The 15740-nt window shown below is 72.6% G+C and carries 17 protein-coding genes; 7 read left to right on the forward strand and 10 right to left on the reverse strand.

Translation table 11 applies throughout. From position 1 onward, the window contains the following. Window positions 1-33: 33 nt before the first annotated feature. On the forward strand, window positions 34-801 hold the full coding sequence (locus ACFYZS_RS01000; protein WP_389005479.1) for a hypothetical protein: 768 nt from the start codon (window positions 34-36) through the stop codon (window positions 799-801). Window positions 802-856: 55 nt separating this feature from the next. Here the strand turns inward: ACFYZS_RS01000 and ACFYZS_RS01005 are convergent, their stop codons facing one another. From ACFYZS_RS01005 to ACFYZS_RS01015, 3 genes are all read right to left on the reverse strand, one after another. After that, window positions 857-1972, reverse strand: coding sequence for an Mrp/NBP35 family ATP-binding protein (locus ACFYZS_RS01005; protein WP_030868322.1), 1116 nt, complete (start codon window positions 1970-1972; stop codon window positions 857-859). An 87-nt stretch (window positions 1973-2059) separates the two neighbouring features. Further along, window positions 2060-2611: a DUF1003 domain-containing protein gene (locus ACFYZS_RS01010; protein WP_030153443.1), complete on the reverse strand. Its 552-nt coding sequence runs from the start codon at window positions 2609-2611 to the stop codon at window positions 2060-2062. Window positions 2612-2744: 133 nt separating this feature from the next. Further along, the gene (locus tag ACFYZS_RS01015) at window positions 2745-4016 is read right to left on the reverse strand and encodes a magnesium transporter MgtE N-terminal domain-containing protein (protein WP_389005481.1); all 1272 of its coding nucleotides are present in this window, start codon (window positions 4014-4016) and stop codon (window positions 2745-2747) included. A gap of 242 nt (window positions 4017-4258) precedes the next feature. Here ACFYZS_RS01015 and ACFYZS_RS01020 point away from each other — a divergent pair, with 242 nt between their 5' ends. Then, window positions 4259-5056 (forward strand): hypothetical protein, encoded by a 798-nt coding sequence (locus ACFYZS_RS01020; RefSeq protein ID WP_389005483.1) that lies wholly within the window; start codon window positions 4259-4261, stop codon window positions 5054-5056. Window positions 5057-5128: 72 nt separating this feature from the next. Here ACFYZS_RS01020 and ACFYZS_RS01025 read toward each other — a convergent pair whose 3' ends face one another. Continuing rightward, the gene (locus ACFYZS_RS01025) at window positions 5129-5641 is read right to left on the reverse strand and encodes a hypothetical protein (RefSeq protein WP_389005485.1); all 513 of its coding nucleotides are present in this window, start codon (window positions 5639-5641) and stop codon (window positions 5129-5131) included. Window positions 5642-5736: 95 nt separating this feature from the next. Continuing rightward, window positions 5737-6852, reverse strand: coding sequence for a magnesium and cobalt transport protein CorA (locus tag ACFYZS_RS01030; RefSeq protein ID WP_384705210.1), 1116 nt, complete (start codon window positions 6850-6852; stop codon window positions 5737-5739). Window positions 6853-7250: 398 nt separating this feature from the next. Between ACFYZS_RS01030 and ACFYZS_RS01035 the strand changes: the two genes are divergently transcribed. The 4 genes from ACFYZS_RS01035 to ACFYZS_RS01050 all read left to right on the forward strand — a co-directional run bounded on the left by ACFYZS_RS01035 (window position 7251) and on the right by ACFYZS_RS01050 (window position 10250). Then, window positions 7251-7835: a suppressor of fused domain protein gene (locus tag ACFYZS_RS01035; RefSeq protein WP_389005487.1), complete on the forward strand. Its 585-nt coding sequence runs from the start codon at window positions 7251-7253 to the stop codon at window positions 7833-7835. Window positions 7836-7924: 89 nt separating this feature from the next. After that, window positions 7925-8566 (forward strand): DUF6758 family protein, encoded by a 642-nt coding sequence (locus ACFYZS_RS01040; RefSeq protein WP_389005489.1) that lies wholly within the window; start codon window positions 7925-7927, stop codon window positions 8564-8566. A 130-nt stretch (window positions 8567-8696) separates the two neighbouring features. After that, entirely contained in the window at window positions 8697-9563 is an 867-nt protein-coding gene (locus ACFYZS_RS01045) for a PHP domain-containing protein (protein WP_389005491.1), read from the forward strand. Between the two features lie 81 nt (window positions 9564-9644). After that, on the forward strand, window positions 9645-10250 hold the full coding sequence (locus tag ACFYZS_RS01050) for a MarC family protein (protein WP_389005493.1): 606 nt from the start codon (window positions 9645-9647) through the stop codon (window positions 10248-10250). 80 nt (window positions 10251-10330) lie between these two features. Here ACFYZS_RS01050 and ACFYZS_RS01055 read toward each other — a convergent pair whose 3' ends face one another. The 3 genes from ACFYZS_RS01055 to ACFYZS_RS01065 all read right to left on the reverse strand — a co-directional run bounded on the left by ACFYZS_RS01055 (window position 10331) and on the right by ACFYZS_RS01065 (window position 13651). Beyond that, complete coding sequence (locus ACFYZS_RS01055; RefSeq protein ID WP_166663124.1) at window positions 10331-10483, reverse strand: hypothetical protein; 153 nt, start codon at window positions 10481-10483, stop codon at window positions 10331-10333. 96 nt (window positions 10484-10579) lie between these two features. Continuing rightward, complete coding sequence (locus ACFYZS_RS01060) at window positions 10580-11437, reverse strand: alpha/beta fold hydrolase (RefSeq protein WP_389005496.1); 858 nt, start codon at window positions 11435-11437, stop codon at window positions 10580-10582. Between the two features lie 117 nt (window positions 11438-11554). Beyond that, window positions 11555-13651, reverse strand: coding sequence for a DEAD/DEAH box helicase (locus ACFYZS_RS01065; RefSeq protein WP_389005498.1), 2097 nt, complete (start codon window positions 13649-13651; stop codon window positions 11555-11557). Window positions 13652-14127: 476 nt separating this feature from the next. On the opposite strand from ACFYZS_RS01065, the gene ACFYZS_RS01070 reads away from it, so the two are divergent. Next, a complete protein-coding gene (locus ACFYZS_RS01070; protein ID WP_389005500.1) occupies window positions 14128-14886 on the forward strand; it encodes a ferritin-like fold-containing protein in 759 nt (252 codons plus the stop codon). Between the two features lie 102 nt (window positions 14887-14988). Here ACFYZS_RS01070 and ACFYZS_RS01075 read toward each other — a convergent pair whose 3' ends face one another. Beyond that, window positions 14989-15291 carry a hypothetical protein gene (locus tag ACFYZS_RS01075; RefSeq protein ID WP_389005502.1) on the reverse strand — a complete coding sequence of 101 codons (303 nt, stop codon included), beginning with the start codon at window positions 15289-15291 and terminating at the stop codon, window positions 14989-14991. A 131-nt stretch (window positions 15292-15422) separates the two neighbouring features. Beyond that, window positions 15423-15650: a DUF3107 domain-containing protein gene (locus tag ACFYZS_RS01080; RefSeq protein ID WP_389005504.1), complete on the reverse strand. Its 228-nt coding sequence runs from the start codon at window positions 15648-15650 to the stop codon at window positions 15423-15425. Window positions 15651-15740: the final 90 nt, after the last annotated feature.

The raw sequence follows: 15740 nt of genomic DNA on the forward strand, positions 1-15740 counted from the left end.
GTTCCGGACCCCACGGAACGAGAGGCCGCATCGATGGAGACGACGAGCAGTAGCCGGGTAGGGGCGCAGCCCGCCGAGGCGCCCGCTCCCGCTGCCGCACCAGGTGCGCCGGCCGCGCAGCCGCAGCCCGCGCCGGCCGAGACCGCCGCCGCACCCCCGCAGCCGGCCCCCGCGCAGCCCGAGGAGGCCGCCGCGCCCGTCCCGGCGGCCCGCCGGACGGCACAGGGGTACCTGCGGGCCGATTTCCCCTGGTACGGGCTGGACGGGGCCTTCACCGGCCCGCGCTGGCTCATGCAGGTGGGCACCGGGGCCGACGGCACCGTCGAGCACGGTTCCACCGGCCACGGCGACGAGCCGTCCGCGCGCGGAGAGCTCGCGACCGGCGAGAAGGAGCGCTTCGCGGTGGTCGTCACCGTCGCGAGCAACCCGCTGCGCCGCAGCAGTGACGGCACCGGAGTCCTGGAGGCCACCTCGGTCTCCTCGGCGGCCTGGCTGGCCGGCTCGGGGCTGCTGGCGTACAGCTGGCCGGGCCAGATGGACCACACCCTGCGCGACGACTGGCTCGACCAGCAGACCGAGGCGGCGTGGGAGCTCGCCGACGACCTGGCGGGGCCGGACTGGTCGACGCTGTCGCTCCCGGTCGACGGGGAGCCGACGCCGTTCCACTACCGCGAGTCGGAGTTCGGCTGGGTCCTGGCCGGATCGACGCCGGGCGGCGTGCACGTGGGTGCGTACGGGCGCGGGATGAGCGCGTACGGACTCGGCTTCTCGGTGATCGGCGACATCGCGGCGTACGAGTAGTCCGGGTACGGGAAAGGGCACCGCTGCCCGGCGGTGCCCTCCTCGTTCGGAACGCTCAGAACTTGTTGCGCGGGGTGATGCCCAGCGACATGCCGGCCAGGCCCCGGGCGCGGCCGCCCAGCTTGCCCGCGATGGAGCGCAGCGCCGCGCCGGCCGGGGAGTCCGGGTCCGACAGGACGACCGGCTTGCCCTCGTCGCCGCCCTCGCGCAGCCGTACGTCGATCGGGATCGAGCCGAGCACCGGCACCGTCGCGCCGACCGTCTTCGTCAGGCCGTCGGCGACCTTCTGGCCGCCGCCCGAGCCGAACACGTCGACCATCTCGTCGCAGTGCGGGCACGGCAGCCCGGACATGTTCTCCACGACGCCGACGATCTTCTGGTGCGTCTGCACCGCGATCGAGCCGGCCCGCTCCGCGACCTCGGCCGCGGCCTGCTGCGGGGTGGTCACGACCAGGATCTCCGCGTTCGGCACCAGCTGGGCCACCGAGATCGCGATGTCGCCCGTACCCGGCGGCAGGTCCAGCAGCAGCACGTCCAGGTCGCCCCAGAACACGTCCGCCAGGAACTGCTGCAGCGCCCGGTGCAGCATCGGACCGCGCCACACCACGGGCGCGTTGCCCGGGGTGAACATGCCGATGGAGATGACCTTCACGCCGTTCGCGGACGGCGGCATGATCATGTTCTCGACCTGGGTCGGGCGGCCCTCCACGCCCAGCATGCGCGGCACGCTGTGGCCGTAGATGTCCGCGTCGACGACGCCGACCTTCAGTCCGTCCGCGGCCATCGCCGCGGCCAGGTTCACCGTCACCGAGGACTTGCCGACGCCGCCCTTGCCGGAGGCGACCGCGTAGACGCGGGTCAGCGAGCCCGGCTTGGCGAACGGGACCTCGCGCTCGGCGGTGCCGCCGCGCAGCGTCGCCGCCAGGTCCTTGCGCTGCTCGTCGCTCATCACGTCCAGCGTGACCGCGACCGAGGTGACGCCCGCGACCCGCTCGACGGCCTCGGTGACGTTCTTGGTGATCGTCTCGCGCATGGGGCAGCCCGACACCGTCAGGTAGACCGTGACCGCGACCTCGCCGCCGTCGCCGATCTCCACCGATTTGACCATGCCGAGCTCGGTGATCGGCCGGTGGATCTCGGGGTCGTTCACCGTCGCCAGCGCGTCGAGGATCGCGTCCTGCTCAGGCACGGCGGCGGAGCTTGTGTCGGTAGCCATGCCCCGATGGTACGGCTCGGTAGCCTGCCGCAGGAAAGGCCGCTAGCGGTCGCCTTCGTCACTCTCCGCCGGGAATAGCCGGCGCTCGTCCATCTCCTTGATCAGGTCCTGGAACTCCGACCGGATCCAGTCGCGGGTCGCGACCTCGCCCAGGCCCATCCGCAGCGCCGCGATCTCCCGGGTCAGGTACTCGGTGTCCGCGATGGAGCGCTCGTTCTGCTTGCGGTCCTGTTCCAGGTTGACCCGGTCGCGGTCGTCCTGCCGGTTCTGCGCGAGCAGGATCAGCGGAGCCGCGTACGAGGCCTGCAGCGAGAGCATCAGCGTCAGGAAGATGAACGGGTACTCGTCGAACCGCAGGTGCGTGGGCGCGAAGATGTTCCACAGCACCCAGACGATGATGACCAGCGTCATGTAGACGATGAACCGGCCCGTGCCGAGGAAGCGCGCCACCCGCTCCGACAGCCGCCCGAACGCCTCCGGGTCGTACACCGGAAGCACCCGCCGCCGGTCCGACCGGGGCTGGTCCAGGCGCACCCGCGGCGAGCGGCTCAGCGCGGTCGAGCCGGTCGAGGAGGCGGCCGCCTTGGACCGCAGCCGCTCGGCCGACTCCTCCTCGCGGCCCGTGAGCCCCTGCTCGCGCGCGAACTCACGGGCGTGCTCGCGCGCCAGCTCGCGCCGCACGCGGATCTGCTCACGGCGCCGCTCGCGCGCCGGCTCGCCCCGCCGTTCACTGCCCACTGGAGACCTCCTCGGCGTGGAAGTCCGTCTCCCGCCAGTCGTCCGGCAGCAGGTGGTCCAGTACGTCGTCCACGGTCACCGCGCCCAGCAGCGAGCCGCTCTCGTCGACCACCGGTACCGCGACCATGTTGTAGGCGGCGAGGTAGCTCGTCACCTGGGCCAGCGAGGCGTCCGGACGCAGCGGCGGCAGGCCGGTGTCCACGATCGAGCTCACCAGCGTGAACGGGGGGTCCCGCAGCAGCCGCTGGAAGTGCACCGTGCCCAGGTACTTGCCCGTGGGCGTCTCGTCCGGCGGCCGGCACACGTACACCTGCGCGGCCAGCGCCGGCGACAGGTCCGCCTGCCGTACGCGGGCCAGCGCGTCCGCGACCGTCGCGTCGGGCCGCAGCACGATCGGCTCCGTCGTCATCAGACCGCCCGCGGTGTTCTCCTCGTACGACAGCAGGCGCCGCACGTCGGCCGCGTCGTCCGGCTGCATCAGCGTCAGCAGCCGCTCCATGTCGTCGGCCGGGAGCTCGGAGAGCAGGTCGGCCGCGTCGTCCGGGTCCATCGCCTCCAGGACGTCGGCGGCGCGCTCCTCCTTCAGCTTGCCGAGGATCTCCACCTGCTCGTCCTCGGGCAGCTCCTCCATGACGTCCGCGAGCCGGTCGTCGTCGAGGGCGCTGGCCACCTCGGCGCGCCGCTTCGGCGTCAGGTGGTGCAGGACGTTCGCCACGTCGGCCGGGCGCATCTGCTCGAAGGTGGCCACCAGGCTCTCGGCGCCCTGGCCCTCCTCCTCCAGCGAGAAGCCGGTCACCGCCGACCACTCCACGGTCAGCGTCTCCCCGCGCCGGCGCAGCGCACCGCTCTTGCCCTTGCGCACGAAGATCTTGTCGATCTCCCAGTCGCGGCGGGCCGGCAGCTGCTGGATGGCCACGTCGAGGACGGTGACCTCCTCGCCCGTGGTGCCCAGCGTCACCCGGCGGTCCAGCAGTTCGCCGAGGACCAGGCGCTCGGTGGGCCGCTGCTCGAAGCGCCGCATGTTGACGACGCCGGTGGTGATGACCTGCCCGGACTCCACGCCCGTCACCCGGGTCATCGGGAGGAAGATCCGGCGCCGGCTGACCACCTCGACCACCAGGCCCAGCAGCCGCGGCGGGCGCCCGCCGACGCGCAGCATCGCGACGAGGTCGCGGACACGGCCGACCTGGTCGCCGTTGGGGTCGAAGACGGGCACACCCGACAGATGCGAGACGAAGATCCGCGGGGCGCCACCAGCCATGCGAGCGCCTCCTAGAGCGTCGGTCCTCAGTCCTGCCGCCCCTCAGGCTAGCCCGTGCCCCGGGAGAGCGTCCTGGTGGGGCGGCCGCCCGTGGGTACGGGCGGACCACCCGCCCGGTGCGGTGGCTACGGGCGGGTACGCTGCCTGCTGCTCCACGACGCACGGCACGCGACGCACGAAACACGACGCACGGCACGCGACGCACGACGCACGACACGACGCACGACGAGAGGTACCTGCCCGTGACCGCCCACCTCCCCGCCGTTCGGCTGCGCCGGGCGGCCTTCGTCGGTGTCCTGTTCGCGGGCCTGGCCGTCACCGCCACGGGCTGCGGCGCGGACCCGGACGAGGGCACCAACGGGGTCGGCAAGCTGTCCGCCGACCAGATCGAGGACAAGGCGAAGGCCGCGGCCGGCGCCGCCGCCTCGGTCCACCTGTCCGGCACGCTCGTCAGCGGCGGCAAGTCCTTCGCGCTCGACATGCGGCTGGGCAAGGACGGCGGCTCCGGCGAGGTGAAGTCGCAGGAGGACACCTTCCAGGTGCTGCGGGTGGGGGAGCAGCTCTACCTCAAGGCGAGCGCGGCCTTCTGGGGGAAGTCGGACTCGGCGGGCAAGCTCGGCGACAAGTACGTGAAGGTGCCCCAGGGCGACCCCACGTACAAGCAGTTCCGCGGGTTCACCGACATGCACGTGCTGCTCGACGGGCTGCTCGGACTCGACGGCAAGCTCGCCAAGGAGGACGACTACACCAAGGTCGGGCACACCCGCGCGGTCCAGGTCACGGCCGACAAGGGCAAGGGCGGCAAGCTGTCGGTCTCGCTGGAGGGGACCCCCTACCCGCTGCGCCTGGAGCGGGCCGGCGGGGCCGGCCAGGTCGAGCTCGCCGAGTGGGGCAAGGCCTTCCCGCTGGAGGCGCCCGCGCAGGACCAGACCGTCGACTACGGCACCCAGATGCCGACGACGAAGGAGTCGGGCGGGGGCTCCGGCCCGTCACCGAGCCCGGGCAAGGGCACCGGGCAGGGCTCGAACCCGACGAAGTAGCGGTACGGGAGGCCCCGCGGCCGCGGGAGCGGTCCGGCCCGGCCCGGCCCGGCCCGATCCGAAGGACACGGCCTAGCGGGCCGCCTTCTTCCGCTTGAGCAGCAGCTTCGGCAGCCCGGCCGGGACGGGCCTGCGGGTGACCGCCGGGGAGCCCAGCGGGGCCGCCGCCAGCGAGCCGCCGGGCAGATCGGTGCTCACCGCCACCGGCTCCAGCCGCAGCAGCCGGCACTCGCGCGCCCACCGCTCGGTCATCTGCTCCGAGTCGGGCGCGTTCAGCCGCTTCCCCTTCAGCTCGGCGACGGCCGCCTGCCACGGCTCGCCGCCGGGCGCCAGCTCCCGTACGGCCGCCGTCCAGGCGACCAGCCGGCCGCCCTTGTCCTTGCTCCGTACGGTCACCTCGGCGGTCCCGCCGTCCGCGAGCCCCGGGAACGGCTGCTCCCCGGGCCCGTCGCCCAGCACGTGGGCGGCGCCGTCGACCCAGGCGTGCCACAGGGCCCGGTCGGCCCCGGAGCCGCGGACCCAGATCAGGCCGGACTTCTTGGTGGCCTCCTCGACGAGGGCCAGGTCGAGCGCGCTGAGAGTCATGCGCAACAGAGTAGGGGGTACCCCCACGGCTGCCAGGGGGTGTCCGCAAAGTAGCGCCGTGCGCCGCGGGGCAGGCGGGACTTTGCGGACACCCCCTAGAGCCAGCCGTGGCGGCGCAGCGCGCGGTGGATGGTGAAGCAGGACCCGGCGATCGCGGCCATCACCATCGGGTATCCGTAGCGCCAGTGGAGCTCGGGCATGTGCTCGAAGTTCATCCCGTAGACCCCGCAGATCATCGTCGGGACGGCGATGATCGCCGCCCACGAGGTGATCTTGCGCATGTCCTCGTTCTGGGCGACCGTCGCCTGCGCGAGGTTGGCCTGGAGGATCGAGTTCAGCAGCTCGTCGAAGCCGATGACCTGCTCGTGCACGCGCGCCAGGTGGTCGGCGACGTCGCGGAAGTACTTCTGGATGTCCGGGTCCACCAGCCGCATCGGACGCTCGCTCAGCAGCTCCATCGGCCGCAGCAGCGGCGAGACGGCCCGCTTGAACTCCAGCACCTCGCGCTTGAGCTGGTAGATGCGGCCCGCGTCGCCGCCGCGCGCGCTGCCCTTGGCGGGCGCGGCGAACACCGCGTTCTCCACCTCGTCGATGTCGTCCTGGACGGCCGCCGCGACCGCGATGTACCCGTCGACGACGTGGTCGGCGATGGAGTGCAGGACGGCCGAGGGGCCCTTGGCGAGCAGCTCGGGGTCGTCCTGGAGGCGGTGGCGCAGGGACCGCAGGGAGCCCTGGCCGCCGTGCCGGACCGTGATCACGAAGTCGGGGCCGGTGAAGCACATCACCTCGCCGGTCTCCACCACCTCGCTGGTGGCGGTGAGTTCGGCGTGCTCCACGTAGTGGATCGTCTTGAAGACGGTGAAGAGGGTGTCGTCGTAGCGCTCCAGCTTCGGCCGCTGGTGCGCGTGCACCGCGTCCTCCACGGCGAGCGGGTGCAGGCCGAAGGTGGCGGCGATCCCCGCGAACTCGGCCTCGGTCGGCTCGTGCAGGCCGATCCAGGCGAACCCGCCGCTCTCGCGGACCCGGGCCATCGCCTCACGGGGGGTCAGGCAGGCCGAGCCCAGGGCGCGTCGGCCGTCGCGGTACACGGCGCAGTCGACGACCGCGCTGCTCGCGGACGGGTCGCGCGTGGTGTCGTAGCCGGGCTGGGACGGGGTGGACCTGCGCAGGGCCGGACGTACGGCGGCACGCAGGTAGGGCAGCATCGACATGGCAGGCTCCTTCGCACGCACGGCTGCGGACCGTACGGGTGGGAGGTCCCTTCCGGGTGGCGCGGCCGCGGCGGGCGGGCGGGCCCGGGCGAACGGAAGGAACAGGACGGGAAGACAGAGTTCCGCCGTCGCTCTTCTACTGATCAGATGATCAAACGGGCGGAAGCGTGTCCGTGATGCCCGTACAGAGAGTGGAAGAGCGGTTGGTACTGCACGATCGACTTCGATCCATTGCAGCCCCACCTCCTCCGGCCGGTCCCCCGTGGAGGACGTCCTGTCGTCGGCTGCCCCGAAACAGCTCTTCAAGAGTGTGGCCCCGACCAGCGGTCAACATTATCAGCCGACGGATGGTCAAGACCCGCCCTTTACCCGCCTCATACGAGTTCTATGCTCGCTTCATGGCACAAATTCTGGCTCTCGTCGAAGCCCGGCTGCGCAGCGCCCTCGGCGAACCCGACGCCCGCGCCGCCGTCACCTTCCTCGGCACCGACCGCATCGAAGTGCTCCGCTTCGCCGAGGGGGACCTCGTGCGGTACGCGACCCTCGGCATGTCCGCGCATCCGATGAGCGACCCCACCGTCGTGGTCGCCGACCCGCTGCGCGGGCCGCGCGCCGAGCTCGTGCTGACCGTGCGGGCGGGACTCGCGCCCACCGACAAGCTGCTGCGGCCGCTCGCGGTGCTGGGCGCCGCGCCGCAGGTGGAGGGACTGGTCGTGTCCCCCGGCGCCTCGCTCGACGTGGGCGGGCCGCTGTGGGACGGGGCGCCGTTCACCTCCGTACTCGTCGCGGAGCCCGGCGGGCTGGTGGAGGACCTGGAACTCGACGAGCCCATGGACCCCGTGCACTTCCTCCCACTGCTGCCGATGACGGCGAACGAGGCCGCGTGGAAGAGGGTGCACGGCGCGGCGGCCCTCCAGGAACGCTGGCTGTCGCACGGTACGGATCTGCGGGATCCGCTGCGCGGCGCAGTGCCGCTGGACTGAGGAATACGCACCGGGACATCCGGGCCGGGACATCCGGACGGGTGATCGTGTCTTGACGGGGCGCCGGGCGGGGAGGAGCGTGGCTCTTTATGAGGGGCGAACCAACTTGCCCGAAGTGCGGTGGCCGGGTCAGGGCGCCCGGGCTCTTCTCCGACTCGTGGCAGTGCGCGGTGCACGGCACGGTGCATCCGCTGCAGCCCGTCATCCCGCCGAGCGTCGAAGGCCTGGGCGTGGTGGTGAACCGGGCGCAGGTGCCGGTGTGGATGCCGTGGCCGCTGCCGGTGGGGTGGCTGTTCACCGGGGTCGCGGCGGCCGGTGACGACCGGAGCGGGGGCAGGGCGACGGCGGTGGCCTGCTCGGGTCCCGGACCGCTCGGCGGGATCGGCGAGCTGCTGCTGGTCGCGGAGGAGTTGGGAGTCGGACTCGGCGCGCGGTACGCCGGGATCGACGGACCCGACCCCGGTCACTACATCGACGTCTCGACGCCGCCGCACGTCAAGGTCGTCGCGGCGGGCCGCCCGACACCGCTGTGGCACGTCAAGGGAGCCCCGGACGACCGGGCCGTGTTCGCCGGCGAGGCGCGCGGACTGTGGCTGTGGGCCGTCGTCTGGCCGGAGCAGTCGGGCCTGCTGATGTACGACGAACTCGTGCTGACGGACCTGCGGGACGCGGGCTCCGAGGTCGAACTCCTGCCGTGCGGCGCGCTGAGCCCGCGCGTGCTCGGTCCGTAGCGGGCGTCTCGCCGGACACCACCCGGGGCCCGTGCCGGGGCCGGGCGGCGGGCGGCGTGGCACCCGGACCGCGGGCGGGCGTTATCCTGGGGTGTCCCCCCGTACCCGCGAGACCCCTGGAGCACCGGCCGTGCGCATCGATCTGCACGCCCACTCCACGGCCTCCGACGGGACCGACACCCCCGCCGAGCTGGTCCGCAATGCGGCCGCCGCCGGGCTCGACGTGGTCGCGCTGACCGACCACGACACCGTCCGGGGATACGCCGAAGCCCTCGCCGCGCTGCCGCCCGGGCTCACCCTCGTCACCGGCATGGAGCTGTCCTGCCGGCTCGACGGCATCGGGATGCACCTGCTCGCGTACCTCTTCGACCCCGAGGAGCCCGAGCTCGCCCGCGAGCGGGAGCTCGTCCGCGACGACCGCACCCCGCGCGCCCACACCATGATCGGCAAGCTCCGGGAACTCGGCGTCGACGTCACCTGGGAGCAGGTGTCCCGGATCGCCGGCAACGGCTCCGTCGGGCGGCCGCACATCGCCGCCGCGCTCGTCGAGCTGGGCGTCGTCCCCACCGTGTCCGACGCGTTCACCCCGGACTGGCTCGCCGACGGCGGCCGCGCGCACGCCGAGAAGCACGAGCTCGACCCCTTCGACGCCATCCGCCTGGTCAAGGCGGCCGGCGGGGTCACCGTCTTCGCCCACCCCGCCGCCGTCAAGCGCGGCCGGTGCGTCCCCGAGTCCGCGATAGCCGAGCTGGCGTCCGCGGGCCTGGACGGGATCGAGGTGGACCACATGGACCACGACGGCGACACGCGCGGGCGGCTGCGCGCCCTGGCCGGCGAGCTCGGACTCCTGACGACCGGGTCCAGCGACTACCACGGCAGCCGCAAGACGTGCCGCCTCGGCGAGTACACGACCGACCCCGAGATCTACGGCGAGATCACGCGCCGGGCGACGGGGGCCTTCCCCGTCCCGGGCGCCGGCGGAGCGACCGGCGCCTGACGCGCCGACCGGCGCGCACGCACGCCGCCGCGCCCCTTCTTCCTCTCTTCGAAACACCCCTCTCTCCTGCAAGGCATCACTGTGTTCGACTTCGCCGTCTTCGGATCCCTATTTCTCACGCTTTTTGTGATTATGGACCCCCCGGGGATCACGCCGATCTTCCTCGCCCTGACCTCGGGCCGACCCGCCAAGGTGCAGCGCCGCATGGCCTGGCAGGCCGTCTGCGTGGCCTTCGGCGTCATCGCCGTCTTCGGCATCTGCGGCCAGCAGATCCTGGACTACCTGCACGTCTCCGTGCCCGCGCTGATGATCGCGGGCGGTCTGCTGCTCCTGCTCATCGCGCTGGACCTGCTCACCGGCAAGAACGACGAGCCCAAGCAGACCAAGGACGTGAACGTCGCCCTCGTCCCGCTCGGCATGCCGCTGCTCGCCGGTCCCGGTGCGATCGTCTCCGTCATCCTCGCCGTGCAGAAGGCGGACGGGGTCGCCGCGCAGGTGTCGGTCTGGCTGGCGATCATCGCCATGCACCTCGTGCTGTGGACCGCCATGCGCTACTCGCTGGTGATCATCCGGATCATCAAGGACGGCGGCGTCGTCCTCGTGACGCGCCTGGCCGGCATGATGCTCTCCGCGATCGCCGTCCAGCAGATCATCAACGGCGTGCTCCAGGTCATCCACGCGGCCTGACCGGTCCCGTCCGCCCCGTGCACGCGAACGCCCCCGCACCGATCCCGGTGCGGGGGCGTTCGACGTCGTCGTGCGGAGTGTCAGGAGGACGCACTCTCGGCCGGTCGGATCAGAATGCGCTGGCCTACGGCGGCCGCCTGCTGCACGATCCGGTTGACGGAGGCCGCGTCCACGACGGTGCTGTCCACGGCGGATCCGTCGACATCGTCCAGGCGCAGAATCTCGAAGCGCATGGGGCTTCTCCCTTCGTCAGTGTTCTCCTTGCACTGTTCCAACGAAGTGTAAGAGGCAAACATTCCCTACGCTAAGGAAATTTTTTCACTCGCTAACTAACCGCGCGGGTGGGCGCCCCAGAACGAGGCCAGTGCACCGGCCGTGACCTGCGGATCTTCCGCGTTGGGGGAGTGCTCGGTACCCGCCACGACCACCCGGGCCGCACCCAGCCGCTCCGTCATCTCGTCCATCAGCGGGACCGGCCACGCGTAGTCGACCTCACCCGACAACACCAGCTTCGGCAGCTCCACGGCGGCCAGCCCGGCCACCCGGTCCGGTTCGGAGACCAGGATCCGGCCCGTGGCGATCAGCTGCTCCGGCACCGTGGCCAGCCACCGCTCGCGCAGGAACCCCGCGAGCTCGGGGGAGTCGGGCACGGCGTCCTCCGGGTCGAAGGACCGCATCGCCGTCCAGACTCCCGGCATGTCTTCGCGCATCGCCTCCAGCGCGGCGACCAGCAGCTTCGTACGCTCCTGCTGGTCCTCGGCGATCGCGGCCGGCCCGCTGCTCATCAGCGTCAGGGAGGCGAAGGGCGCCGCGTCGCGCAGTACGGCGGCCCGCGCGATCAGCCCGCCCAGCGAATGGCCGACCAGGTGGACCGGACCCCCGTCCACGGCGGCCGCCTGGGCGAGCACGTCCTGCGCCAGCTCCTCCAGCGCGTACGCCGACTCCTCGCGCGGGCCCGGGCTCTCGTGCTGCCCGCGCCCGTCGACCGCGACCACCCGGTACCCGGCGGCGGCCAGCGGCTCCAGGAGGCCGATGAAGTCCTCCTTGCTCCCCGTGAACCCGGGGACCAGCAGGGCGGTGCCGCGCACCGGCTCGCCGGCCTCGTGCACGGCGAACTCGCCGCGGGAGGTGGACAGGAGGTGCGCGCGGGCACCGGACGGCAGCGTGAGGCGGGGCGGCTTGCTCATGGGCCAGAGGCTACCGGCCGAGGGTTACCGGCGCGTAGGGCGGTGGGTGCGGCCCGGACACGCCGGTGGCCCGGCCCCCTCGGAAGGGGACCGGGCCACCGGACGGCGAGGCGGGGATCAGGCCTCCGCGGTCTCCGCGGCGGGAGCGACGGCCTTGCGGGTCCGCGTGCGCTTCGGCTTCGCGGGGGCCTCCTCGGCCACCGGCGCGGCCGGAGCCTCGACGACGGCAGCGGCGGCCTTGCGGGTCCGGGTGCGCTTCGGCTTGACCGCGGCCTCCTCGGCCACCGCGGCGGTCTCGGCGACCGGAGCGGCCTCCGCGACCTTGCGGGTCCGGGTGGTGGCGGTACGGCGGACCTTGACCGGGGGCTCCACGAGCGGCGCCACCTGGAAGTCCGGCTCCGGGGCCGCGTCGACGACCTTGCGGGTACGGGTCCGGCGGGCCTTGACCACCGTCTCCGCGGCCGGAGCCTCGGCGATCGGGGTCACCTGGGCGAGGACGGGCTTCTGGGTCGGGACCCGGCGGGCCCGGACCGGCTCGGCCTTGACCGGCTCCGCCGTGACGGGCTCGGCCTTGACCGGCTCCGCCGACGGGGCCTGCACGAACTCCGGCTCCGCGAAGACCGGGGCCTCCGCGACCTTGCGGGTGCGGGTGCGGCGGGCCTTGACCGGGGCCTCCTCGGCCGGAGCCTCGGCGACGGCGACGTGCGCGGCCTCGACGACCGGCGCGACCGGGGTGACCGGGTCCTGCTCGGCCACGGCGGCGGCCGCGGCGACGGCCGTGGTCACCGAACGCGTCCGGCGGCGGCGCGGCTTGCGCGCCTCGTCGGCGGCCGGAGCCTCGGGGGCCTCGGCCACCGGCGCCACGACGGCGGCGGCCTCGGCACCGAGCTCGCTGCCGCCCCGCGTACGGCGGCGCTGGCGCGGGGTGCGCGTACGGGCGGCACGCTCCTCGGCCGGGGCCGCGGCGGCGGCCGGACCGCGGTCACCGCGGTCACCGCGACCGCCACGGCCACCGCGGCCGCCGGTCTCGCCCAGGTCCTCGAGCTCCTCGGCCTTCAGGCCGGCCCGCACGCGCTCGGCGCGCGGCAGGATGCCCTTGGTGCCGGCCGGGATGTGCAGCTCCTCGAACAGGTGCGGCGACGTGGAGTACGTCTCGACCGGGTCGTGGAAGTCCAGCTCCAGCGCCTTGTTGATCAGCTGCCAGCGGGGGATGTCGTCCCAGTCGACCAGGGTGACGGCGGTGCCCTTGTTGCCCGCGCGGCCGGTGCGGCCCACACGGTGCAGGAAGGTCTTCTCGTCTTCCGGCGTCTGGTAGTTGATGACGTGGGTGACGCCCTCGACGTCGATGCCGCGCGCGGCGACGTCGGTGCAGACCAGCACGTCGACCTTGCCGTTGCGGAACGCGCGCAGCGCCTGCTCGCGCGCGCCCTGGCCCAGGTCGCCGTGGACGGCGCCGGACGCGAAGCCGCGCTTCTCCAGCTGCTCGGCGATGTCGGCCGCCGTGCGCTTCGTACGGCAGAAGATCATGGCCAGCCCGCGGCCCTCGGCCTGCAGGATGCGGGAGACGAGCTCCGGCTTGTCCATGTTGTGGGCACGGAAGACGTGCTGCTTGATGTTGGCGACGGTGACGCCCTCGCCCTCGGGCGAGGTGGCGCGGATGTGCGTCGGCTGCGTCATGTAGCGGCGGGCCAGGCCGATGACCGCGCCCGGCATGGTCGCCGAGAACAGCATCGTCTGGCGCTTGGCCGGGAGGTAGTTGATGATCTTCTCGACGTCGGGCAGGAAGCCCAGGTCGAGCATCTCGTCGGCCTCGTCCAGTACGAGGGCCTTGACGTGCGACAGGTCGAGCTTGCGCTGGCCGGCCAGGTCGAGCAGGCGGCCCGGGGTGCCGACGATCACGTCGACGCCCTTCTTGAGCGCCTCGACCTGGGGCTCGTACGCGCGGCCGCCGTATATGGCGAGGACGCGGACGTTGCGGACCTTGCCGGCGGTCAGCAGGTCGTTGGTGACCTGGGTGCACAGCTCGCGCGTCGGGACGACGACGAGGGCCTGCGGGGCGTCGGTGAGCTGCTCGGGCGTCGCCCGGCCGGCCTCGACGTCCGCGGGGACGACGACCCGCTCCAGCAGCGGAAGGCCGAAACCGAGCGTCTTGCCGGTTCCGGTCTTGGCCTGGCCGATGACGTCCGTGCCGGAAAGGGCGACGGGGAGGGTCATCTCCTGGATCGGGAAGGGGGACACAATGCCGACGGCCTCAAGGGCTTCGGCCGTCTCGGGAAAGATCCCGAGGTCTCGGAACGTAGTCAGGGTGCTGCCTCTTCTGTGAGACGCGGCGCGAGGCGGCGAGGGGGGTCGTACCGTGCCTGGCTTGCAGTACTGCAACGTACATACGAAGCTGCGCGGGACCACTGGCCTTCGCTCAAGCGCTTGTGCCGCTGAGGGGGCCCCTCGTGGAGAGGCGGTACGCATGGACGTACGCATCACGCCGAGGGCGGTCGGGTGGAGCCGATCGGGCCACCGACCGGGCATCCTCATTCGGATGGCCCGCCGAGTATCCGGCAGGCGCATTACCACTGTACCCCGGAATCGCGCAGGTGTGTCGGGTGAATTCACCTGGTAGTCGCGTTTAGGCGGACCGCCAGTGACCCGATGCGGTGCCTTGAGCGGGGTTCCGGCGGGCTATTGTGCGGAGCATGTCGACCGTTGATAACGCATCGCCCTCCGACGACAGCGCCGCCGCCGAGGCGACCGGGATCGCCGCCCAGGACTGGGCGACCGCCTCCGCCTCGCCGCAGTACCGGGCAGCCGTCGTGGACCTGCTGGGAGCGCTCGCGTACGGAGAGCTCGCGGCCTTCGAGCGCCTCGCGGAGGACGCGAAGCTCGCGCCCACCCTCGACGACAAGGCCGAGCTCGCGAAGATGGCCTCCGCGGAGTTCCACCACTTCGAGCGGCTGCGCGACCGCCTCGCGGCGATCGACGCCGAGCCCACCGCCGCCATGGAGCCCTTCGCGAAGGGCGTCGACGACTTCCACCGCCAGACCGCGCCCTCGGACTGGCTGGAGGGCCTGGTCAAGGCCTACGTCGGCGACTCGATCGCCAGCGACTTCTACCGCGAGGTCGCCACCCACCTGGACACCGACACCCGCGCCCTCGTCGTGAGCGTGCTCGACGACACCGGCCACGGCGGCTTCGCCGTCGAGAAGGTGCGCGCGGCCATCGAGGCCGACCCGCGCTGCGGCGGCCGGCTCGCGCTGTGGGCCCGCCGGCTGATGGGCGAGGCGCTCTCGCAGGCGCAGCGCGTGGTCGCCGAGCGCGACGCGCTCTCCACGATGCTGGTGGGCGGCGTGGACGGGATGGCGGCCGGCTTCGACCTGGCGGCCGTCGGAGAGATGTTCACCCGCATCACCAAGGCGCACACCAAGCGCATGGCCGCACTGGGCCTCGCCGCCTGATCGTTTTACCCGCTCGTACGCCGGCCCCGGCGCGGAATCCCGCGCCGGGGCCGGCGTACGAGGTGGCTGCGCCCGGACGGACCGTCCCGGCCGGAGGACCGGTCAGCCCTGCGAGGGAAGCGAAAACGGAGCCCGGCGCGATGAGCGCCGGGGGCCCGCGCCGGGGCGCAGCAGCAGCGAGAGCACGACCGCGGACACCAGCACCGAGCCGGTCAGGGTCGCGAAGAGGGTGTTGTGCCCCGGGCCGAGCGCGAACTGTGTCAGCCAAGCCCCGAACAGCGCCCCCAGCACCCCGCTGACCAGCACCACCCTCGGGGACGGCAGCCGCTGCGCCAGCACGCGCAGGGCCACTCCGGCAAGGGCGAGGCCCAGGAGGGCGGAGCCGAGCGCTTCCAACAGCAGCATGGGGGTCTCCCGCAGGTCAGGGGCAAACCGGTTCACTGCGGTCCTACCCGAAGCGGAGGAAAGGGAAACGGCCCGGTGGATCAACCACCGGGCCGTTTCACCCAGTTCTTCCGAATGCCGGACGCAATCCGTCAGATCGCGCCGAAACCGACCTTGCGTACGCTCGGCTCGCCCAGGTCCACGTAGGACAGGCGGTCGGCCGGCACCAGGACCTTGCGGCCCTTGTTGTCGGTGAGGCTCAGCAGCGGCTCCGAACCGGTCAGCGCGGCGGTGACGATGCGCTCCAGCTCCTCGGCGCTCAAGTCGCTCTCCAGCACGATCTCCCGGGGTGCGTGCTGCACGCCGATCTTGACCTCCACGGCTTTGTCCCTCCGATGGTCGGTTGTGCGCGATCAGCCGCGCCGTACCCGGTCCACATTAGCCCGGAGAGGGGACCCGGATGCGGCGCT

It is taken from the genome of Streptomyces sp. NPDC001903 (genome assembly GCF_042891345.1).
Taxonomy (GTDB): domain Bacteria; phylum Actinomycetota; class Actinomycetes; order Streptomycetales; family Streptomycetaceae; genus Streptomyces.

What these genes read in the sequence shown, in the direction of transcription:
- ACFYZS_RS01060 (WP_389005496.1), bottom strand. Translation starts at nt 11,437, where the DNA reads ATGAGCAAGCCGCCCCGCCTCACGCTGCCGTCCGGTGCCCGCGCGCAC.
- ACFYZS_RS01000 (WP_389005479.1), top strand. Translation starts at nt 34, where the DNA reads ATGGAGACGACGAGCAGTAGCCGGGTAGGGGCGCAGCCCGCCGAGGCG.
- ACFYZS_RS01040 (WP_389005489.1), top strand. Translation starts at nt 7,925, where the DNA reads ATGAGGGGCGAACCAACTTGCCCGAAGTGCGGTGGCCGGGTCAGGGCG.
- ACFYZS_RS01030 (WP_384705210.1), bottom strand. Translation starts at nt 6,852, where the DNA reads ATGTCGATGCTGCCCTACCTGCGTGCCGCCGTACGTCCGGCCCTGCGC.
- ACFYZS_RS01035 (WP_389005487.1), top strand. Translation starts at nt 7,251, where the DNA reads ATGGCACAAATTCTGGCTCTCGTCGAAGCCCGGCTGCGCAGCGCCCTC.
- ACFYZS_RS01070 (WP_389005500.1), top strand. Translation starts at nt 14,128, where the DNA reads ATGTCGACCGTTGATAACGCATCGCCCTCCGACGACAGCGCCGCCGCC.
- ACFYZS_RS01015 (WP_389005481.1), bottom strand. Translation starts at nt 4,016, where the DNA reads ATGGCTGGTGGCGCCCCGCGGATCTTCGTCTCGCATCTGTCGGGTGTG.
- ACFYZS_RS01075 (WP_389005502.1), bottom strand. Translation starts at nt 15,291, where the DNA reads ATGCTGCTGTTGGAAGCGCTCGGCTCCGCCCTCCTGGGCCTCGCCCTT.
- ACFYZS_RS01065 (WP_389005498.1), bottom strand. Translation starts at nt 13,651, where the DNA reads ATGACCCTCCCCGTCGCCCTTTCCGGCACGGACGTCATCGGCCAGGCC.
- ACFYZS_RS01055 (WP_166663124.1), bottom strand. Translation starts at nt 10,483, where the DNA reads ATGCGCTTCGAGATTCTGCGCCTGGACGATGTCGACGGATCCGCCGTG.
- ACFYZS_RS01025 (WP_389005485.1), bottom strand. Translation starts at nt 5,641, where the DNA reads ATGACTCTCAGCGCGCTCGACCTGGCCCTCGTCGAGGAGGCCACCAAG.